The 20943-nt window shown below is 59.6% G+C and carries 22 protein-coding genes; 13 read left to right on the top strand and 9 right to left on the bottom strand.

The window, feature by feature from the left end:
- Window positions 1–49 precede the first annotated feature (49 nt).
- Window positions 50–1747 (top strand): ABC transporter ATP-binding protein, encoded by a 1698-nt coding sequence (locus ACA052_RS17875; RefSeq protein ID WP_497646073.1) that lies wholly within the window; start codon window positions 50–52, stop codon window positions 1745–1747.
- 276 nt (window positions 1748–2023) lie between these two features.
- Complete coding sequence (locus tag ACA052_RS17870) at window positions 2024–2407, top strand: type 2 periplasmic-binding domain-containing protein (protein ID WP_497650416.1); 384 nt, start codon at window positions 2024–2026, stop codon at window positions 2405–2407.
- A gap of 254 nt (window positions 2408–2661) precedes the next feature.
- Here the strand turns inward: ACA052_RS17870 and ACA052_RS17865 are convergent, their stop codons facing one another.
- The 8 genes from ACA052_RS17865 to ACA052_RS17830 form a co-directional block, all read right to left on the bottom strand.
- Complete coding sequence (locus ACA052_RS17865) at window positions 2662–3933, bottom strand: OprD family porin (protein WP_497646072.1); 1272 nt, start codon at window positions 3931–3933, stop codon at window positions 2662–2664.
- Window positions 3934–4005: 72 nt separating this feature from the next.
- Entirely contained in the window at window positions 4006–5211 is a 1206-nt protein-coding gene (gene mhpT, locus ACA052_RS17860) for a 3-(3-hydroxy-phenyl)propionate transporter MhpT (RefSeq protein ID WP_497646071.1), read from the bottom strand.
- Window positions 5212–5296: 85 nt separating this feature from the next.
- Window positions 5297–6316, bottom strand: coding sequence for a 4-hydroxy-2-oxovalerate aldolase (dmpG, locus tag ACA052_RS17855; protein WP_497398784.1), 1020 nt, complete (start codon window positions 6314–6316; stop codon window positions 5297–5299).
- Window positions 6317–6326: 10 nt separating this feature from the next.
- Window positions 6327–7262 (bottom strand): acetaldehyde dehydrogenase (acetylating), encoded by a 936-nt coding sequence (locus ACA052_RS17850; protein WP_497646070.1) that lies wholly within the window; start codon window positions 7260–7262, stop codon window positions 6327–6329.
- 32 nt (window positions 7263–7294) lie between these two features.
- Entirely contained in the window at window positions 7295–8089 is a 795-nt protein-coding gene (gene mhpD, locus ACA052_RS17845) for a 2-keto-4-pentenoate hydratase (RefSeq protein ID WP_497646069.1), read from the bottom strand.
- Between the two features lie 14 nt (window positions 8090–8103).
- Window positions 8104–8967, bottom strand: a complete 864-nt coding sequence (locus ACA052_RS17840) for an alpha/beta fold hydrolase (protein ID WP_497646068.1) — start codon at window positions 8965–8967, stop codon at window positions 8104–8106.
- Between the two features lie 17 nt (window positions 8968–8984).
- Window positions 8985–9938 carry a 3-carboxyethylcatechol 2,3-dioxygenase gene (mhpB, locus tag ACA052_RS17835; RefSeq protein WP_497646067.1) on the bottom strand — a complete coding sequence of 318 codons (954 nt, stop codon included), beginning with the start codon at window positions 9936–9938 and terminating at the stop codon, window positions 8985–8987.
- Window position 9939: 1 nt separating this feature from the next.
- Complete coding sequence (locus ACA052_RS17830; RefSeq protein ID WP_497646066.1) at window positions 9940–11598, bottom strand: bifunctional 3-(3-hydroxy-phenyl)propionate/3-hydroxycinnamic acid hydroxylase; 1659 nt, start codon at window positions 11596–11598, stop codon at window positions 9940–9942.
- A gap of 134 nt (window positions 11599–11732) precedes the next feature.
- Between ACA052_RS17830 and ACA052_RS17825 the strand changes: the two genes are divergently transcribed.
- Both ACA052_RS17825 and ACA052_RS17820 read left to right on the top strand, forming a co-directional pair.
- Complete coding sequence (locus tag ACA052_RS17825) at window positions 11733–12509, top strand: DNA-binding transcriptional regulator (RefSeq protein WP_497646065.1); 777 nt, start codon at window positions 11733–11735, stop codon at window positions 12507–12509.
- Between the two features lie 110 nt (window positions 12510–12619).
- Complete coding sequence (locus ACA052_RS17820) at window positions 12620–12760, top strand: hypothetical protein (protein WP_497646064.1); 141 nt, start codon at window positions 12620–12622, stop codon at window positions 12758–12760.
- A 268-nt stretch (window positions 12761–13028) separates the two neighbouring features.
- Here the strand turns inward: ACA052_RS17820 and ACA052_RS17815 are convergent, their stop codons facing one another.
- The gene (locus tag ACA052_RS17815; RefSeq protein WP_497646063.1) at window positions 13029–13604 is read right to left on the bottom strand and encodes a TetR/AcrR family transcriptional regulator; all 576 of its coding nucleotides are present in this window, start codon (window positions 13602–13604) and stop codon (window positions 13029–13031) included.
- A gap of 329 nt (window positions 13605–13933) precedes the next feature.
- Here ACA052_RS17815 and ACA052_RS17810 point away from each other — a divergent pair, with 329 nt between their 5' ends.
- The 9 genes from ACA052_RS17810 to ACA052_RS17770 are packed head-to-tail and all read left to right on the top strand — an operon-like array spanning window position 13934 to window position 20849.
- Window positions 13934–14749 carry an alpha/beta fold hydrolase gene (locus ACA052_RS17810; protein ID WP_497646062.1) on the top strand — a complete coding sequence of 272 codons (816 nt, stop codon included), beginning with the start codon at window positions 13934–13936 and terminating at the stop codon, window positions 14747–14749.
- A 6-nt stretch (window positions 14750–14755) separates the two neighbouring features.
- Window positions 14756–15052, top strand: a complete 297-nt coding sequence (locus ACA052_RS17805) for an extradiol ring-cleavage dioxygenase (RefSeq protein ID WP_128607770.1) — start codon at window positions 14756–14758, stop codon at window positions 15050–15052.
- A gap of 4 nt (window positions 15053–15056) precedes the next feature.
- Window positions 15057–15911, top strand: coding sequence for a DODA-type extradiol aromatic ring-opening family dioxygenase (locus ACA052_RS17800; RefSeq protein ID WP_497646061.1), 855 nt, complete (start codon window positions 15057–15059; stop codon window positions 15909–15911).
- Entirely contained in the window at window positions 15908–16249 is a 342-nt protein-coding gene (locus tag ACA052_RS17795) for a non-heme iron oxygenase ferredoxin subunit (protein ID WP_497336617.1), read from the top strand. The genes ACA052_RS17800 and ACA052_RS17795 overlap by 4 nt, the downstream gene beginning before the upstream one ends.
- A gap of 52 nt (window positions 16250–16301) precedes the next feature.
- Window positions 16302–17651, top strand: a complete 1350-nt coding sequence (locus ACA052_RS17790) for an aromatic ring-hydroxylating oxygenase subunit alpha (protein ID WP_497646060.1) — start codon at window positions 16302–16304, stop codon at window positions 17649–17651.
- A gap of 10 nt (window positions 17652–17661) precedes the next feature.
- Window positions 17662–18192 (top strand): 3-phenylpropionate/cinnamic acid dioxygenase subunit beta, encoded by a 531-nt coding sequence (locus tag ACA052_RS17785; protein WP_497646059.1) that lies wholly within the window; start codon window positions 17662–17664, stop codon window positions 18190–18192.
- 10 nt (window positions 18193–18202) lie between these two features.
- The gene (hcaB, locus tag ACA052_RS17780; RefSeq protein WP_497646057.1) at window positions 18203–19015 is read left to right on the top strand and encodes a 3-(cis-5,6-dihydroxycyclohexa-1,3-dien-1-yl)propanoate dehydrogenase; all 813 of its coding nucleotides are present in this window, start codon (window positions 18203–18205) and stop codon (window positions 19013–19015) included.
- A 41-nt stretch (window positions 19016–19056) separates the two neighbouring features.
- A complete protein-coding gene (locus tag ACA052_RS17775) occupies window positions 19057–20034 on the top strand; it encodes an NAD(P)H-dependent flavin oxidoreductase (protein WP_497646055.1) in 978 nt (325 codons plus the stop codon).
- Between the two features lie 32 nt (window positions 20035–20066).
- On the top strand, window positions 20067–20849 hold the full coding sequence (locus tag ACA052_RS17770; protein WP_497646053.1) for a 2-keto-4-pentenoate hydratase: 783 nt from the start codon (window positions 20067–20069) through the stop codon (window positions 20847–20849).
- Window positions 20850–20943: the final 94 nt, after the last annotated feature.

Genomic DNA, 20943 nt, shown 5'->3' with positions numbered 1-20943 from the left:
CGAGCTGTTGGTGAGTTAATCTTTACCTACGTCATAGTGAACGACACTCATGCGGATTATTTTTGCCTTCGGCCGCTCCTATCCGGGCCGCACTGTCCTGATGCTGCTGAGTCTGCTGTTGGCAGGGGTGGTTGAAAGCATCAGCCTGAGCACGATGCTTCCCCTGATATCGGCCGTGCTTGAAGACCAGCCCCATTCAAAGCTGGCGCTGCAGGTCTTCAGGATAATGGACACGATAGGCCTGGAACCCTCGATCCCGAACATGCTAGTGATTATTGTCGTGGGTATGACGCTGAGCAACCTGCTGATTCTCCTGGGCAATCGACAGGTCGGCTACACCGTGGCGCATGTGGCAACCGACCTGCGTATTGACCTTATCAAAGCGTCACTGGGCAGCCGGTGGGAATATTATCTACGCCAACCGGCCGGGGCACTGGCCAATGCCGTGGCAACCGAAGCCTACCGCGCTTCCACCGCCTATGAGCACGCGGCCAATATGCTGGCGCTGAGTATTCAGGCAGCGGCCTATGCAATCATTGCGCTATTTGTCTCCTGGCAGGCGGCGATTCTATCGCTGATGATCGGCTTTGTTCTGCTGGTGGCCGTGCGAGGACTGGTGAAGACATCGCGACGCGTGGGTAAAAGCCAGACCCGACTAATGCGCGAGCTGCTGGTCTACCTGACGGACACGCTTGCTTCGGTGAAACCGCTCAAAGCCATGGCCCGAGATGACATCGCCGATTCTTTATTGCGTCGTCATGCCAGCGAGCTTAATGCAGCGTTAGAGCGTGAAGTGATGAGCCGCGAAACGCTGAGGGCCTTGCAGGAACCTATGCTTGCGATCTTTGCTGCGGCGGGCCTCTACGCGGGGCTTGTCATCGGCGGACTGCCACTGTCTTCGGTGATGGTGCTTGTATTCGTGGTAGTGCGCATGTTGGGGCTGCTGCACAAGGCGCAGCAGCGCTATCACCGGATGGTCGCGCAAGAGAGCGCCTACTGGGCCATTAATGAGTCGATCGAGAACGCTGTTGCCGATGCCGAGCCTGTTGGGGGGACCTGCGCTCCTGCCTTGAATCGGCATATTAGTTTCGAAAATATCAACTTCGGCTACGGGGGGCGGCAGGTTCTTGACGACGTGTCGATGAGTTTTCCGGTCGGTTCTTTCACCACCATGATAGGTCCCTCCGGTGCTGGCAAGACGACCGTCCTCGACTTGATCTGTTCACTGCTCGCACCACAGTCCGGAAGCATCAAGGTAGACGGATGTGACTTGCATGATCTAGACAGGAGGGCGTGGCGCCGCATGATCGGCTACGTCACGCAGGAAACCTTACTGCTGCACGATAGCATCCTGGCGAACGTCACGTTGGGAGACAGGGCCTTGAATGCCGCCGACGCAGAGCGCGCGCTCCGTCAGGCCGGTGCATGGCAGTTTTTGCAGGAGTGTCCTGGCGGGCTGCAATCGATCGTAGGCGAGCGCGGTGCCAAACTTTCCGGAGGTCAAAGGCAACGTATCGTCATCGCGCGCGCCCTGGCCCATCGTCCCAGGCTTCTGATCCTCGACGAAGCCACCAGCGCGCTCGATCCGGAATCGGAGGCCGAGATATGCCAGTTGCTAAAGAATCTGACTCCCGGCATCACCGTGATCGCGGTGTCCCATCGCCCTGCCATGATTCACATTGCAGACCAGATTCTCGAGGTGCGAGATGGCAAGGTGTTGAGGCGCCCTCCTTTTGGCTCACAATGAGGGGAATAGGAATACCAACCTCCATAGGCGGCCTTGGCACTATTCGCCATTGGCAATCGCACCTTGAGCTTGATTTTGTCCCTGTCCACCACCGGCAATCCATTGTCGAGTGGTCGAGGTAAGCACTGCTCGTTGATATGGTCCATGCGCTAGCAGAGACGGACCGCAACCCATCTGTCAGAAGAGCCGAGAAACCAGTCAACGTGCAAAAATACTCAGGCATTGCCCCGGTGACGGAACGGAGCGGTAAGAAGAGCTGGGTGCATTGGCGCTGGCTTGTCCTATGGCTTTGCCTTGAGTTCATTCCCCAATGGGGCGCAGGTTCAACTTAGACGGGTGCTTGAATTGGCTCCCGATCAGTCGCTGCCGGTAGCACTGAAATGCGACAACCTCTCTGTGCTGAAAGACCTCGCGATTAACGACGACTTGATTCTGGGGGCCACACACGCCGCAGTGCAGCGAGACCTGTCGGCAGGAGTCCTGGTTCACTTGTCTTTTCCCGAAACCGAATCGCTGTTTACTGACATAGGCATCGTACATTTGAGCGGACGCACATTGTCCCCGGCAGCCATGTTGGTGCTCCATACCATTCGTGCCGTTGCTGGTGAAACACCTGAGACCGCCATGTACAAAGGAGCGGGATTTTACGACGAACAATAAATCTTCTTCTGAACGCGCTACTGACTGCTATTGGGCTGCTGCCTCGTAAGCGCATGAGGTTTCAGAGCGAAAATTGACCGACTGCTTTTGGCCGATTTCTGCCGGTCACGACGAGCCGAAATCGACCTGCAGCAAGCGCTTGGCGCTACCTGCAAACCATGAATCTGGCCTATGGAGGCGGCTTGATCCAGTGACGGTGTACGCGCATCTTCGTGATGCAAGTATTGGCGCCTCACCCGGGAACCGGCGGGAACTCACCATAACTTCCATGTGTAATCGACATTCACCCGCAGCTCATTGTCATCCCGATGGCTGGCCTGGGCGCTGAAGTCGTTGCGGTACCAGGCGTTGCGCACCCGCAGGGCCAGGCCTTTGAGAGGCGTGCCCTGAAGCACATAGTTCAGTTCGATGTCCTTTTCGCTTTCTTTCAGGTTGCTGCCGCCCAACTTGGGCAACTCGATATTATCGCCGCTAACGTAGCGCAGCACGCCATTGAGTCCGGGCAGACCCAGGGCGACAAAGTTGTAGTCATAGCGCACCTGCCAGCTGCGCTCCTTGGGATTCAGAAAGTCGGAGCTCAGGGAGCCCTCGGTGATCACCAACGGCTCGGTGCCGAACAGGTACGGCATGCCTGTCTTGCCGCTCAGTTGCATGTAGCCGGCGCCGAATTTGTGGGCTCCCAGGCTGTACGTCAGCATCAGGGCGGCGTTGCGGTTGTCCACTGTGCCTGCTTTGGCCGCGCCGTCCTCACCCGTGACAAACAGGCGGAAGTCGCTTTTCAGGCTGCCGGGGCCCATCGGCCGATTGTCGACAAAGCCATAGAAGTCCTTGCGGTACAGGTCCGCGAGTTCTGCGTGGTAGTACTTCAGCGTCAGTTGCGGTGACCAGGCGTAGTCGCCTCCGAGGAATGAAAAGCGGTCGGACTCAGCCGCACCCTTGAAGCGCCCGTTGGGCGAGGCCACCGACATTTTCTGGTAGTCGGTGGAGTCACGTAGGTTGATGCGGTCGAGCCAGCCGACGTGCAGGGTCAGCTTGTCGATTTCCTGGGACTTAAGGTACGCGCCGCGAAACGTCTGTGGCAGTAGGCGAGTAGGGCTGGCGAAAGCGATCGGAAGGAACGTGCTGATGGTGCCCAATTGCAGCTCGCTTTTCGACGCCCTGACTTTGGCCGTCAGGCCCAGCTCCGAATATTCATCGGCTGGCTCACGGGTGGTGCCGCTAAACGGTAGCAGGCCGGTACCGGTGCGAGCGCGTGAGGAATCCAGGCGCACACCCAGCAAACCTTGAGCATCAAGGCCGAACCCCACCGGCCCTTCCGTAAAACCGGAACGCACATTGAGAATGAAGCCCTGCGCCCATTCGCGGGCGGCGGCCTGAGGCGTGGCATTCACGTAATTGCGGTCAAAGTAATAGTTGCGCATCACCAGATCGGCGTGGCTGTCGTCGACAAAACCGCTGGCGCAAGCCTGACCAAGGGATAAAACGCAGGCGCAGGCGCTGAGCGCCCCAAGAGAATTCCTGAGCATGGCAGTGTTCACTTTTATTGTTGTTGGAATAAGCCCGCGCCCATCGCGACGCGGGGTGTAACGGGTAGAAAGTCAGTCGGCTTGCGAGCCGTTGCGCCGCACTGACAGGTAAAACATCGCCAGCGCCGCTATGACAATCCCCGGTGCCGAGGCCAGCATCACCCCGGTGGTGCCGGTGCCCAAGGCGAGCATCTTGCCGGCCACCAACGGGCCGCTCATGGCGCCCAATCGGCCGATGGCGACCGCGCAGCCGACACCTGTCGCACGCACGGACGGACGATAGAAATGCGGTGCCAGGGCATACAGCACGCATTGCCCGCCCGTGGCGAAAAAGCCGGCAACGAACCCGGCCACCAGCATGCTCTGCAGCTGACTGGCCAGACCCAGGGCGGTCAGCGAAGCGAGAATGCCGAGATAGATCAGCGCCGACAGCGCCCAGGCCGGCAAGCGGTCCATGACCCAGCCCAGCAGCAAGGTGCCGATCGCTGCGCCAATTTGCAGCGCCAGCATCACCCAACTGGCCTGGCGACCGCTGAAACCCTGACCGATAAGCAAGCTGGGCAGCCAGTTGATCAGGATGTAAATCACCATCAGGGTAAAGAAGTAGCTGACCCAGATCATTGCCGTTGGCAGCGCTGCGCCATCGCGGAACAGACCCTGGACCACACTGACGGGCGCCGTGTCCTTGATGCTGCGAAACAGCGCCGACTCCGGCAGGTAAAGCCCCAGCATCGGCAAGATCAACAGAGGTACGACGCCGCCGACGTAGAACACCACCTGCCAGCCACCGGTCAGATCGGCGATGCCAATGCAGGCCGCCAGCGCAGCACCCAGCGGCACACCGCAATACATCAGGCTCACGGCGGTGCCACGCAGGCGTGGGCCAGCCACTTCGCTGCTAAGGGCGATCAAATTGGGCAAAGCAGCGCCCAATCCCACACCCGTCAGGCAACGGGCGACCAGCAGGCTGTTGAAGTCCCAGGCCATGGTCGTGACCAGCGAGAACAATCCGAACAGGGCTACCGACGCCATCAATACACGTTTACGGCCGATACGATCAGCCAGCAAGCCGCCTAGGAAGGCACCGGGCAGCAAGCCGAAAATGCCGGCGCTGAAGACCCAGCCCATGTGTAATTTATCCAGTTGGAAAGCCGCCGCCATACCTTGGGCGGCGATCCCCGAGGCTTGCAGGTCCAGGCCTTCCATTAGGGCGACGAGGAAACACAGACCGATGGTCCGCGCCATGTGTAACGGTGTTATCACGTTTAGCGATGTCATATGGAATACCCGTTTTATTGTTGTAGTGGGCAAAGCAAACCCGTCCGGCCGCTGCGTGGGCGACCAGCCGGGGGTGATGCACGGTTCAGCGTTTGAGCAGATCCAGCGCCACGTCGACGATCATGTCTTCCTGACCACCGACCATCCGGCGCTTGCCCAGCTCGACGAGGATGTCGAGGGTCTTGAGGCCGTACTTGGTAGCGGCGATTTCGGCGTGGCGCAGGAAGCTTGAGTAAACCCCGGCATAACCCAGCGCCAGGGTTTCGCGGTCGACCCGCACCGGCCGGTCCTGCAACGGGCGCACGATGTCGTCAGCGGCGTCCATCAGCGTGTACAGGTCGGTGCCGTGGTTCCAGCCCAGGCGTTCGGCGGCGGCGATGAACACTTCCAGCGGGGCATTGCCGGCCCCGGCGCCCATGCCGGCAAGGCTGGCGTCGATGCGGTCGCAGCCTTCCTCGACCGCGGTAATCGAGTTGGCCACGCCCAGGCTCAGGTTGTGGTGCGCGTGCATGCCGGTTTCGGTTTCCGGCTTGAGCACGGCTTTGAACGCGCGGAAACGGTCGCGGATGTCCTGCATGTTCATCGCGCCACCGGAGTCGGCCATGTACACGCAGGTGGCGCCATAGCTTTCCATCAACTTCGCCTGAGCGGCCAACTGCTCGGCCGGGATCATGTGGCTCATCATCAGGAAACCGACGGTATCCATACCCAGCTCGCGGGCGTATTCGATGTGCTGTTTCGAGACGTCGGCTTCGGTGCAATGGGTGGCGATGCGCACCACCCGAGCCCCGGCGTTGTAGGCCGCTTTCAGGTCATGCACCGTGCCGATACCGGGCAGCAGCAACGTGGTGATTTTGGCGTGGCTGATGACATCGGCCGCCGCTTCGATCCATTCCAGATCGGTGTGCGCCGCGAAGCCGTAGTTGAAGCTCGAGCCTTGCAGGCCGTCACCATGGGCGACCTCAATCGAGTCGACCTTGGCCTTGTCCAGGGCGCGGGCGATGTCCTGCACATTCTGGATCGAATACTGGTGGCGAATTGCGTGGCTGCCATCGCGCAGGGTCACGTCGGAGATATAGAGTTTTTTGCCAGGATTAAAAGTCATGTCAGTCTCCTCAGGCGTTCAGCATCGACTGCGCCATGCGCTCGGCGGTGGCCAAGGCAGCGGAGGTCATGATGTCGAGATTGCCGGCGTAAGCCGGCAGGTAATGGGCGGCGCCTTCGACTTCGAGGAACACCGAGGTCTTGAGCCCGGAGAACGTGCCCAGGCCCGGAATGTGCAGCGGCGCCTCTTCGGGAATGACGTCGAACTGCACCCATTGCTTGAGACGATAGCCGGGCACGTAGGCCTGCACAGCGGTCGCCATCTCCAGGATGGACGCTTCGATTTGGGCCTGATCGGCCGCCTCGGACAGCACAAACACCGTATCGCGCATCATCAGTGGTGGCTCGGCCGGGTTCATCACAATGATCGCCTTACCCTTGGCTGCGCCGCCGATCACTTCGATGGCTTTGGAGGTGGTTTCGGTGAACTCGTCGATGTTGGCCCGAGTGCCAGGGCCAGCGGATTTGCTGGCAATCGAGGCGACGATTTCGGCGTAGTGCACCTTGGCCACGCGCGACACGGCCGCGACCATCGGGATGGTTGCCTGGCCGCCACAAGTGACCATGTTGACGTTGAGCTGGTTGAGGTTCTGCTCCAGGTTGACCACCGGCACGCAATATGGACCGATGGCTGCCGGGGTCAGGTCGATCAAGCGGATGCCGGGTTTGATCGAGCGCAGGAAGGCGTCGTTCTTGACGTGGGCACCGGCCGAGGTGGCATCGAAGACGAAGTCGATGTTCTTGAACACGTCCATGCGAGTCAGGCCTTCAACGCCTTCATGGGTGATGGCTATGCCCATGCGCTGGGCGCGGGCCAGGCCGTCGGAGGCCGGGTCGATACCGACCATGACCGCCATTTCCAAGTGCTTCGCATTGCGCAGGATCTTGATCATCAAGTCGGTGCCGATGTTGCCGGAACCGATGATGGCGACTTTGAGTTTTTTCATTGTTATTGCCTCTATTGCACGCAAGTCGCCGATTACTCGGCAGTGAAGGCCACACCGACCTGACCGATGCCTTCTATCTCGGCCTCGAAACGGTCACCGGTAGTGACTGGCACCATCGGCCCGAGTGCACCCGTGAGAATGATGTCGCCCGCCCGCAGCGGATCGCCCAGGCGTGCCATGGTCCGGGCCAGCCAGACGGCCGCGTTGAGCGGATTCCCGAGGCACTCGGCGCCGCTGCCGCTGGACACTTCTTCACCATTGCGGGTCATGCGCATGCTGGCTTGGCGCAGGTCAAGTCCGTCGATGCGTCGAGCCGGCCCCCCCAATACAAAGCAACCACTGGAGGCGTTGTCCGCCACGGTATCGACGAAGCGGATGTTCCAGTTCTGCACGCGGCTGCCTACGATTTCCAGTGCCGGGACGACCCAGCCGGTGGCCGCCACCACGTCGGCAAATGTAGCGTCCGCGCAGGGTAGATCGCGTTCGAGGATCAAGGCGATTTCGGCCTCGATCTTCGGTTGCAACACGCGGCTCACCGGCACGCTTTCGTTATCGCCGTAACACATGTCGGCGAACAGGGTGCCGAAGTCTGGCTGGTCGACGCCCAACTGCGCCTGCACCTTGGGATTGGTCAGGCCGATCTTGCGGCCGACTACGCGACGGCCGTTGGCCACGCCGTGGTCGACGTTGAGACGCTGAATGCTGTAAGCGGCCTCGGCGTTGTTTTCGCCGATCTGCTCGCGCAGTGGCCCGATGGCTTCGCCGTGGGCTTCGGCCTGGCGCAGGTCAGCGGCGAGCTGTCGCAGTGTGTCTTGAGTCAGGTTCATGTCGGCCTCGGTGATCAATGGGTCAGGAAGTCCAGGACCATGCGGTTGAACTTCTCGGCGTGTTCCCACTGCGCCCAGTGGCCGCAACGGTTGAACACGTGCAGTTGCGCTTTGGGCAGGCCGGCCAGCAAGCGCAAGCCGGTGTCCATCGGCACGAAGCGGTCCTCACGGCCCCACACGATCAGGGTGTCGGCGGTGATTTCGTGCAGGCGGTGGCTGAAATCCGGAAATTGCTTGGGGTTGAGAGTGCTGCTCTTGACGAAGTTTTCCAGGTGATCGCGACGCGCCAGAATATTGTCCAGGCGGGTCTGGAACAGTTCGTCGGTCAGGCCACTGGCATCGAAAACGAAGACGTTCATCATCTTCTTCAGGTTCTCGATGGTCGGCTCGCGGTACAGCGCGCCGATCAGCTTGATGCCTTCAGTGGGCTGGGGAACAAACGCGCTTGGGCCGCCGGTACCGCCACCCATCAGGATCAGTTTGCCGATCCGCTCAGGATATTCTAGGGCGAAGGCGACGGTGCTGTGGGCACCCATCGAGTTGCCGATGATGTGTACGCGGTCCAGGTCCTGCACATCGAGCAGGCCCTTGAGCGCTTGCGCATTGAGGTTCGAGCGCGAGCCTTCGCTGACGATCGTGTCGCTTTTGCTCCAGCCTGGGCAATCCATCAGGATCACGCGGTAACCGGCATTCAGCAGCGGCTCGATATTGCGATGGAAGTTGGCCCAGCCGCTGGCGCCCGGGCCGGAGCCGTGCAGCATGACCACGGTTTCGGCACCTTCGCCAACGTCGTTGTAGTGCAGTTGCAAGTCCAGATCGCCTTCCTTGATACGGGCAAAGCGGCTGGTGGAAGCTTCGGTGAATGCAGTGGCTGTCATGGCAATGTTCCTTGAATTCAATGGTGGTTGTTCAGCGGCTGTGCGCCGAGGGCGGCGAAGCCTGCAATCCACTCGGGAATTGGACGGTAATAGCGACCTTCGGTTTGATACGGGCCGAAGGCACTAAGGGCGGCGAAGGCGGCGACCCAGGTTTTCACTTCATGTGTGGACTTGCCGGCCAATGCCGACAGCTCGTCATTGCCCAGCGCATCGAGGTCGCTCAGGCGGCCCTGTTCAAGGGTGTCGAGAAACTGCTGGTCCCAAACCGGATTTAGCGGGTGCAGACTGCGTTGGTCTTCAACGAAATCCCGGGCAGCCTGGATGACTCGTTCCTGGCGCGCCTGTCGCTCATTAGCTGGCAATTGGCGACCGCTGCCCATCAGCCGATCGGCCATGCGCGCATCGACTTTGGCCAGTTCCGGCACCGGAGGTTGATGGGACAACCCTCCGGAAGCCAGGAACAGCACGCGTTTGTTCAGCGACTGCGACCACTGGCCAATCGATTCACCGAGCAGACGGGCACGCTTGAAGCCGGGTAGGGGCACGGCGACCGAGTTGATGAACACCGGGATCACCGGGCAACCTTGTAAGCCACCCAGCAATAGTTCCAGCGGTTGGGCGAACGCATGGTCGACCTGCATGCGATAAGACACAGCGGCGTCTACACCGGCATCCAGGACAGCCTGGGCGCAGGATTCGGCCAGCGCTTTGGGCACGTCCAAGGGGCCGGCGGCGGTGTCGAAATCACCAATGGCGTGGGCGGCCATGCCGATGCAGAAGGCCGGCATCACGTCGTAGAAAAAGCCGTTGTAGTGGTCGGGGCCGAAAAGCACGATAAGCTCCGGGTTGAAGCGGGCGATGCGTTCACGGGCGTCAGCGATCATGCCATCGACCTCGGCCAGCACATCGGGTGTGGGATCGACGTAGCCGACTAATGGCGTGTGAGACAGGCAGTGCAGATAGGCGCTCATGTCAGGCGACCTTGCTGGCGGGGATCGCCACTTCGGGTTGCGGCAGGGCCTTGATTGCCAGGGCCAATTCATCACAGGCCTGGCCGACGGTTTGCGGTATGGCCAGGCCGGCAAGGAAGCGATCCGGACGCACCAGGGCAATAGAGGCCGAACCGCGGGCGAACCATTCCTTGAGGCGGCCGGTGCTGTCGCCGACACGAATTACACCCTCGCTGACGTCACTGGCGGCTTTGAGCTGGACGTCCGGCAACACCTGGATAAAGCGTGTGCCCAGCGCTTGCCATTGCTCGATTTGTGCAGCCGTCAGACCCCAGGTTGGGTCGCAGCCCCAGGCGATGATCGCGAAGTGCTCCCCGATCACCTCATCCAGCAGCACGGTATCGCCGGCTTCGGTCAGTACCCGGGGCTGAATGAACATCTTGCCTACGGGTGAGCTTTTTTCACCGGGTACGATCAAGGCGCCCTGAACGTATTGCGGCATCGGCTTGAAGCGCATTTCCACGAAGTAGCGTTTGATGGGTGGCACATAGTTGAGCAGCCACGACAGGCCATCACGCAAGGTGCCTTGCCAGCGTTTTTGCGGTGCCAACACGTGACCGGCCAACACAGACAGGTCAATCATCGCCTTGGCGTGGTCACGACGTTCCTGTTCATAGCTGTCGAGCAGGCTGTCGGCAGCCAGGCCTTTGATCACCAGCGACAGTTTCCAGGCCAGGTTGGAGGCGTCGCGCATGCCGCTGTTGTAACCCTGACCCTGCCATACCGGCATGATGTGCGCGGCATCGCCGGCCAGCAGCACCCGGCCTTCACGGAACCGACCGGCCAGGCGAGCGTTGTGGGTATAGACGCGGCTGCGGATCAATTCGATGCGATCCGGATTCGGCAGCACCTTGGCCAGCAGCTTGCGCATGTTCTCGGGTTTGCTCAGTTCGGCTTCGGTCTCGCCAGGCATGACCATGAACTCGAAACGGCGAACAGCGTGGGGCAGGGCGGCGGAAACGTACGGACGTACCGGGTCGCAGCACAGGTAAACATGAGGTGTGCTCAGCGGGTCGTTGGCGATGTCGACGACGATCCACTGATTAGGCGCGGTCTTGCCTTCGAAACTGATGTTCAGACTGCGACGCACCAGGCTGTTGCCACCGTCGCAACCAATCAGATAACGGGCCTGAAGACGTTCGCCGCGACCGTTCTGATCCTTGAGGTTGAGCACCACGGCGCTGTCATTGTGTTCGAAGCCTTCGAGCTCACGGTCGAACAACACCTTGACGTTATCAAAACGCTGCAAGCCGTCGAACAATACGCGATCGGCCAAGGGCTGGATGAAGGCGTTGCGGCGCGACCAGCCGAACTCATCGGTCTTGGGCTGTATATCGGCAAAGCAGCGACCTTTGGGGGTCAGGAAACGCATGGCGTGCCAGGGTGTGGTGTGCGGCAGCACGGCGTCGGCCAAGCCAACAGCCTGGAAGGTGCGCAAGCTTTCGTCGTCCAGGCCGATGGCGCGGGGGTAGTCGATCAGGCTGTCGAGCTTTTCCACCAAGGTGACGTTCACACCACATTGGCCCAGGTAATTGGCAATCATCAAGCCGACAGGGCCGGCGCCGACAATGGCAACGTCGGTGGTCAGGTCCAATGTGGATGGAGTGGGTGCAGGACTCATGGGTATCTCCGTACAGCGCTTTTGGATTTCTTGTTGGGCGCAGTATGGAAATCACGGAGCTGGTCGACAACGACAACTCTTGTTAGTGTGCACTAGGTGCACATTGTTGATTTATAACAATAATGGGACCATTCATGAGCGAAACAGAATACAAGTCCGTACGTGGCCTGATGCGCGGCTTGGCGCTGATCAATAGCTTGAATCGCTTCGATGGCGGCGCCAGCACGGCACAATTGGCGGAGCAGAGCGGGCTGCACCGCACCACGGTTCGGCGGCTGCTGGAGACCTTGCAGGCCGAAGGTTATGTGCGGCGTAGCGAGTCGGATGACAGTTATCGTCTGACGTTGAAAGTGCGCGAACTCAGTGAAGGTTTTCGCGATGAGCAATGGATTTCCTCCATCGCCGCCCCCTTGCTCGGCGAGTTGTTGCAGGAAGTCATCTGGCCCACCGACCTGTGCACGCTGGACGGCGATGCCATGGTCATTCGCGAGACCACCCATCGCTTCAGCCGCCTGTCGTTTCACCGATCCATGGTTGGCAGGCGCCTGCCGTTGCTGATGACCGCGACCGGCCGTGCGTACTTTGCGTTCTGCCCACCCGCCGAGCGGGAAGAGCTGATCGAATTGATGATCGGCCGCGAAGATGAACAATCACCGCTGGCCGCCGACCGTCGTTTTGTCGAACGACTGGTGGAACACACCTTGGCCAAGGGGTATGGCGAAAACAATTCACATTGGGGCCAGGAGCGCAAGATCGCCGCCATTGCGATCCCGGTCATGCACGAGGAACGGGTGATGGGCTGCCTGAATCTGGTCTACATCGCCAAGGCGATGCCCATTGAGGAAGCTGCGCGCCGTTACTTGCCGGCGATGAAGGGCGTAGTGAAACAGATCGAGGCTCAATTGGGCTGATGTTTCCTGCGTTTGAAAGCCAACTCACTAGGTATGGATTACTGGTGTTGGGGTAGTAAACGTCAGTTGCCTGCACGCTGCGCCGATCGCACTCTGACAGTGAAATACCCATGCAGATCGCAGTCGCTGCGGACGAACAGGCCGGAGCTACGCAGGAAGTGAATCTGCACATGCACCGCCTACGCAACATGACCCGCGACAAGCGGCGGAGTGCGATTCATACCCGCAGCAGCGGAGAGCACTTGCAGTAAGTAGCCAACAGCCAGCTAGTCCTGGTGCTGCGTTTCCGCCGATAGCATGATCGAACTAGTTGCTACCTCACCCCGCTTTGAGCTGAGCGACCGAGCCAAGCTACTGAAGATGATGCGCCAGGTGGTACAACGCATAACCGACGGGGTCACTGGCAGAAAGACGACTCTCTCCAGCAAATCGCCCAACTATTTGAACGAAACCACTTACCGCTTCAGCCGCCGCCTGTCGTTTCACCGCTCCATGGTCGGTCAGCGTCTTCTCTGCATGTCACGCAGGTAGTGTTTCAGGAATCAGAATATTTGCCATGCGAGCGCTGCGATCCTTGCGATCCTGCGCAGTGTCTTCGCTGTGCAGCAATGACAAGCTGATTTGATAGGCATAGATCAGATAAGCGCGATCGCTGGCTTCGCTCTGCGTCACTTCAGCTTGTATCAACAGACCCTCGATATAATTCAGGCGATAGCGGTCGACTTCGTCGATGGCTTGTCGGGCTTTATCGTCCCGGCGTGCCCAGGCGCGTATCCCCAATTCAATGGCGGCGGCTTCGCGAGCGGTCTGGCCATGGGAGGGCAGCTCCAGCAGGCGTTGCAATTGCTGGAGCGGTGAAGTGTGTGCGGTACGCAGTTGAAGGATGACATCCTCGGTCGCACGGGACCGCCAGTTGCCCAGAATGCCTTCGAGTAATTCACCACGGCTTTTGAAGTGGTAGTAAAAGCTGCCACGGGTGATCTTCAACTCCTTGGCCAAAGTGTCGACCCGAACGGCGTCTACGCCGCTGGTAACCAGGACATGCTGTGCGGCATGAATCCAATCTTCTCGAGTGAGACTGGTGCGTGTTGACATTGTGCTAGGGCCTTGTCCAACCAACTGGATGAGTGCCGGGGGCGGGTAGGGCGCCTCGGGCAAGGAAAAACATTCTAACGCCTGACGGCTTTCCAGGCAGCCGCAATTCACAGGTGTATTGAACAGCTCTTTTTGTACCCGGCTGACCGTTCATCATAAAGATACAGATGTGTATCCTACCAGACAAATCATTTTCCCGCTCTAGCACCTGATTCTGCGTTCAATACCGACATACATGTCTGTATTTAGAGTGTTGACGCGTCCGGGTTTCCTCTCTAGCATACAGATACACATCTGTATCTTAATAAATAAAAACAACCGGAGGCCTTATGGACGGTATTGGAAAAACCCTGCTGGCGGCAGGACACAAGACCAACTATCACGAAGCAGGTCAGGGCGATGCTCTGTTTCTGCTCCATGGCTCCGGTCCTGGCGTTTCGGGCTGGACCAACTGGTCCCGGAGCATGTCGGCCTTCTCTGACAAATGGCGGGTCATCGTGCCGGACATTGCCGGCTTCGGTTTCACCGAGTTTCAGGAAGAGGCCAAGTACGACATCAAAATGTGGGTCAACCACCTGGTCGGCATCATGGATGCGCTGGATATTCCCAAGGCCTCTTTCGTCGGCAATTCCTTTGGCGGCGCGGTCGCCATTGGCCTGGCGGTGTTCGCCCCGGAGCGGGTCGACAAGCTGGTGCTGCTGGGCACGCCTGCCGGTGAATTCGTGCAGACGCCGGGGCTACGCGGTGCATGGGAGTACGAACCATCCCTGGAAAACATGCAGCGGCTGATGGCGCTGTTCCCATACGACGAGACCTTGATCACGCCCGAGCTGGTCAAGGCGCGTTACGAAGCCAGTGCCCGCGCCGGTTCCCAGGAAGCCTTGCGCAAGCTCATTCCCCAGCCAGCCGCCGAGGGCGAAACGCTGGTCAAGGGTTTCCCTGCCGCCGCATTGGCCAAGATCATCGCGCCGACCCTGGTCGTGCATGGCCGTGAAGATCGCGTGGTGCCGCCCTCCTGCGGAATGCTGATCGCCAATAGCGTACCGAATGCCGATTTGCATCTGTTCGGCCGTTGCGGCCACTGGGTGCAAAGCGAGCAACCGCGTCGCTTCGTGGCGCTGGTTCGCGACTTCCTGAGCGAGTGATCCGACATGAGCCGAAATCTACTGGAGCGAGCGCTGTGGCAACTCTCAGTTGATCGCGCCTCCAAAGAGCGTTTTCGCGAAGACCCCAAAGGCTTCCTCGGGCGTTTCGCATTGAGTGAAGAAGAAGTTGAAATGGTCGTGGGCTTCGATGTCGCCGCTCTGCAAGCGGTCGGGGTCAATCCGATGCTGACCATGGGCTTCTGGCAGGAGTTGGCACCTCAGCGAAGCATGTCGCTGTACAAGCAGCGCCTGGGTGCAACCGACGAACAACGCGCGGCTTTCTCCGCCGCACTCAAGGGGTGATCCGATGGGCAAGATAGTAGGTGGTTTCTGGATGCCGCATGACCCGGTCATGTTCGTCGCCCCCAACGCGCCGCCGCAGGCCCAAGGTGATGCGGTCTGGGGTGCATACGAGCAATGTGCTCAGCGCCTGGCGCAGTTGGCGCCGACCTCGGTGATCATCGTCGGCTGCGATCATTACATCCTGTTCGGCACCCAGTGCCTGCCGCGCTATGTCATCGGTACCGGTGATGTCGATGGTCCACTGGATCGGTTGCCGGGGCTGGAACGAGGTGTGGTGCGCAACCAGGAACAACTGGCCGGCCATATCGTCTCGCATGGCGAAGGGCAGGGCATCGACTGGACAGTGGCGCGCAGCTTCACCGTGGATCACTCGTTCTCGATTCCTCATCAGCTGACGGTCAAGCCGGCTGAACAGATCCTCGGTCGAGAGTTGCCGACTATTCCTGTGTACCTGGCCTGTGGCGTGGACCCTTACATTTCGCTCAAGCGAGCTGCTGATCTCGGTTGCCAGATCCGTGCGGCGGTGGAGTCATTCGATGCTGACGAGCGCGTCGTCATTATCGGTAGCGGCGGCATCAGCCACTGGGTAGGGACGGCGGAAATGGGCCGGGTGGCCGAGGACTTCGACCGAGAGATTCTTGCCCACGGCGTCAACGGCGATCTGCAAGCGCTATGCGCCTATTCGGATGAAGAGATTTTGCGCCGCGCCGGCAATGGCGCCATGGAAATCCGCAATTTCGCCTGCGCCATGGCTGCCGTCGCCAATCCGGCCGGTGAAGTCATCGCCTATGAAGCCGTGCCTGCCTGGGTCACCGGGTTGGGTTTCTTGCAACTGTTTGCTGGTGAGGAAAAGTCATGAGCCGAGTATTGCTGTGCCAGCGCGATGAACTGTCGCCAGGTGAGTTGAAAAAAGTCAGCCATGGCGCTGCAGAAGATATCTGTGTGTACAACCTGGGCGGCACGTTCTATGCCACCTCTGACATGTGCACACACGCCACGGCTTCCCTGGCAGAAGGCGATCTGGAAGACCACCTGATCACCTGCCCGGTGCATTGGGGGCAGTTTGACATCCGGACGGGCGAAGCAGTGACGTTCCCCTGTGAAAAGCACCTTCGCACGTACCGGATCATCGTTACCGACAAAGAGGTTTTTGCCGACCTCGAACATGCCAGCGATGCCGCATTGGCCGACGCCTGACGCCCGGCACGAAGGCCTGTCTTTCCACCGTATTCCTTGTGAGTCCAGAACAATGGATAACTGCAAACACATACCACTCAGAACCATTGAGCCTACACCCAGCCTGCCCAACCTTGACCGGGTGTGCGACATGGAGGAAGGCCGCTTGTCCGGCAAGGTGTTCTGGGACCAGGCCATCTACGAACAAGAACTCGAGAAGATTTTCGCGCGTTGCTGGCTGTTCGTCGCCCATGAATCGCAATTGCCGAAGTCGGGTGACTATCTCGCCACCAGCATGGGCGAGGACGAGGTCCTGGTGGTACGTCAGAAGGACGCATCGCTCAAGGTATTCCTCAATGCCTGCCCACACCGTGGCAACAAGATCTGTTTCGCCGAGGCGGGCAATGCGCGTGGTTTTATCTGCAACTACCACGGCTGGTCATTCGGCGCCGATGGCGGCCGGTTGCTGGGTATGCATGAATCCAAGTGCTATGAGGAAAGCAACTTCGACAAGTCCAAGCATGGACTGCGCGAAGCGCGTGTTGCGACTTACAAGGGTTTGGTGTTTGCCACTTTTGCCGACGATGCACCGTCACTTGAAGAATACCTGGGGCCGATGACCTGGTATCTGGATGTCATGCTCGATATGGACGAGGGCGGCAGTGAGTTTCTCGGTGGTTGCATCCGTTCCACCATCGAATGCAACTGGAAAGTCGCGGCGGAAAATTTCGTCGGCGATATCCTTCACGGTGGCTGGACTCATGACTCCGCGGCCAAGGCCATGCTCGGCGGGCCGGTGGCCAATGTCGGCGACCTTCCCGAGTCCTACTCGGTGAACTGGAATGGCCACGGCTACGAGTTCGCCACCGATGTGGTGGGCAACGCCGCAACCCTGGGCGAAAAAGACATCAACAAATACCTGCACGTATTGCGCCCGAAAGTGGCGGAGCGTCTGGGCGAGTTCCGCTCCAAGCTGATCGGTTCGATTTCATCGTTCACCGTGTTCCCCAATTTCTCTTTCTTGCCGGGGCAGAACACGGTTCGCATCTGGCAACCGCGCGGGCCCCACAAGATCGAGCTGTTTACCTGGGTCATCGTCAACAAAAATGCACCGCAGGACATCAAGGACAAATGGCGCCGTGGCGCGATGATGACCTTCTCTCCGACCGGTGTGTTTGAAATGGACGATGGCGAGAACTGGGAATACTGCACCAAGACCAGCCGCGGCATGGTCACGCGCTATCAGGATTTGTACGTCGGCCTTGGCATGGATACGCGCATCGAAAACAGCGAACTGCCTGGCAATGTGTTCAAGGGGCAACTCAACGAATGCAACTCGCGCGCGTTCTATCAGCGCTGGAAAGACCTGTTGCAATCGCCCACTTGGGCGGACGTACCAGATCGTAACGGCAAGATGCGTTGAGGGGACCGAAATGAATGCTTTGCCAATGGAACAACCCGTTGCATTCGAAGACAAACTCGCCGTCGAGGCCTTTTTGTTGCGTGAGGCTCGCCTGCTCGACAACGAGTCCTGGGATGAGTGGCTGCAGTCGCTCAGCGAGACCATCCACTATTGGATGCCCGGTATCGAGAACCGCCGACGCGAAGACAAGTCTGGCCCCTACAGACTGGAACACATGGCCTTCTTCGACGATGGCATGCGCGATCTGCAGCGTCGGGTCGCGCGGTTCAAGCAGCCGTCGGCCTGGGCTGAAAATCCACCGACGCGCAACGTTCACCTGATCAGCAATATCGAGGTGTTTGCCGGTGAACAGGAAGGCGAGTTCATTGCGTTCTCTTGCTTCATGAACATCCGCAGCCGTGGTCTGGACGAGTCCCATCAATTGGTCGGGCGCCGTGAGGATGTGCTGCGCCGCGAGGCCGACGGGCTGAAGTTGCTGAAGCGCAAGATCCTGATTCCAAACGCGATGTTGTTGTGCAAGAACATCAACACTTTCCTCTGAGGATACGCACATGGGTTGGCTCGAAGGACAAGCAGCATTGGTCACTGGCGGCACGGGCGGCATCGGTAGCGCCATCGTTCGGCGTTATGTGAACGAAGGCGCACGGGTGTGCGTCATGGCGCGTGACGACGAACAGCTGAGCGCACTGCGCAGCGAACTGGGCGACGCCATCATCACGGTGCAGGGCGATGTCTCGAAGTATGAGGACAATCAACGCGCGGTGGCGGCCACACTGAATGCGTTCGGCAAACTCGACACGTTTGTCGGCAATGCGGCGGTGTTTGATTACTTCACTCGCCTGGACCGTATTGCCCCTGAAGATTTTGAAAGTGCATTTCAGCGCTTGTTCGCCATCAATGTCCAAGGCTACATGCTGGGCGCACGATGCAGTACTGATGCCTTGCGCGCCAGTCGCGGCAGCATGATTTTCACCCTGTCCAATAGTGCTTTTTATGCCGGCGGTGGGGGCATTCTCTATGTCACTGCCAAACATGCGCTGGTCGGCATGATCCGTCAGCTGGCCTACGAATTGGCACCGGACATTCGCGTCAATGGTGTAGCGCCAGGGGCGACCAATACGCCTATGAAGAGTCTGGATGGGCTCAATACGCGAAGTGTTCCGCTCAACCAGATCCCGGGTTTCGAGCAAGGCGCTGCGCAGGCGGTGCCGCTGCAGCGCATCGCGGAACCGGAAGATCACACGGGCCATTATGTGCTGTTGGCCTCCCGTGAAAACTCAGGGTTGACCACCGCCAACATCATCCACAGCGACGGTGGCTGGGAAGTCCGCAGCCCGGGCGCGGCCAGTCACAGAAAGGTCTGAAGCCAGACTTTTATTTGTACCCATAACAAGAGAAAAGCCCCATGCGTGTCTACAGCCGTTCCTTGAGTGCACCCCAACAGAAGTTGCTGGAACTGTTCGCTGGTTTACCGATGCCGGTCCTGGCCGCTCCGATGTTCCTGGTTTCCGGGCCGCAGCTGCTCAATGCCTGTTGTCAGGCAGGCATTGTCGGCAGCATGCCGGCGCCCAATGCGCGCACCGTCGAGCAACTGGACCAGTGGCTGGCTCAGATTGTTGTCGAGCGTTCGGCCGCGAAAACACAAGGCCAGGTATGGGCACCCTGGATGCTGAACATGATCGTGCACAGTACCTACGATCGGTTCGAGGCCGAGTTGGAACTGGTCAAACGCTACCAGCCGCCGATCGTTTCCACGGCCTTGGGTAGCCCCAAGCGTGTGCTGGAAATTGTCCACGGTTATGGCGGCGTAGTGATCGCTGACGTCATCACTCCGGCCCTGGCACGCAAGGCGGTCGATGCGGGTGTCGATGGTCTGGTGTTGGTCTGTAACGGTGCCGGCGGCCATACCGGCAGCTACAACCCTTTTGCCTTCGTCGCTGAAGTCCGCGAGTTCTGGGACGGGCCGCTCGGTCTGGCCGGCGCTGTTTCGAATGGGCGCGACATCCATGCGGCGCAAGTTCTGGGCTGCGATTTCGCCCTGATAGGCACCCGGTTGGTAGCGGCCCACGAGAGCCTGGCCGAAAACGCTTACCGGGACATGCTGGTGGACTGCTCCATGGATGACGTGGCTACCACCAAAGCGGTCAGTGGCGTACTCGCCACCTGGATGAAACCTTCCCTGGAAAAGGCCGGTATTGACCCAGACGCCGAGAACAACACGCGCATCGATTTTTCCGGTGACATTGCCTCCGCCAACAAAGCGTGGAAACACGTGTGGTCAGCGGGGCAGGGCGTCGGGCAGATCAAGCGCAGCTACAGCGTCGCCGAGCTGGTCGATGAGTTGCATCAGGGTTACCTGACCAGTCAGCAACGCTCGCATTGAGCGGTGACTACCAATTGTTGAGGAGCTACTCCATGAACCACGATTCCATTCAGGCTGCCGCCTCGGCTTTGGCGCAAGCGCGCATGACGCGAACCCCCTGCGGGCGCATCTCCGAGCGCTTCCAGATTTCCACGCTGGCTGATGCTTACGCCGTACAGGAACTCAATACCCAGGCTGCGCTGGCCGCCGGTCGCCGTCTCAGCGGGCGTAAAATCGGCTTGACCTCGCTGGCCGTGCAAGAGCAGTTGGGCGTCGATCAGCCTGATTTCGGCATGTTGTTTGCCGATATGGAATACGGCGATGGCGAGGCCATTGACAGCTCCCGCCTGATTCAGCCCAAGGCCGAGGGTGAGATCGCTTTCGTGTTGGGGCGTGACTTGCCCAATCGGGACACAACCCTGGGCGAGCTGATGAGCGCGGTGGAGTACCTGGTGCCGGCGCTGGAAATTGTCGATTCGGCTATCGAGAACTGGAAAATCACCCTGGTCGATACGGTGGCCGACAATGCTTCTTCGGGGCTCTACGTCCTGGGCAAGACTCCTGTGCGCCTGGCCAATCTGGACCTTGCGCTGGAAGGCATGTTGCTGGAAAAAAATGGTGCTCAGGCGTCAATCGGTGTGGGCGCAGCCTGCCTCGGCAACCCGCTGGACGCCTGCCTGTGGCTGGCGCGGACCATGGCCGAATTTGGCCGGCCACTGCGCGCAGGCGACGTGCTGTTATCCGGAGCCTTGGGCCCCATGGTGCCCGTGACCACCGGTGACAGCCTGCGCTTGAAACTGACCCGACTGGGTGAAGTGAGCTGCCGATTCGTATGAGTGTGATGCGCTGACCTTTTGGGGTCATGCGACAGGGGTCCGGGTTGTTGAACCGGCACCCGTAACAACAAAAATAATGATGATGAGACAACAG

Source organism: Pseudomonas sp. LBUM1644, assembly GCF_059716195.1.
The sequence above is the reverse complement of the archived record's forward strand: the minus strand, read 5'-3'. Positions and strand labels throughout refer to the sequence as shown.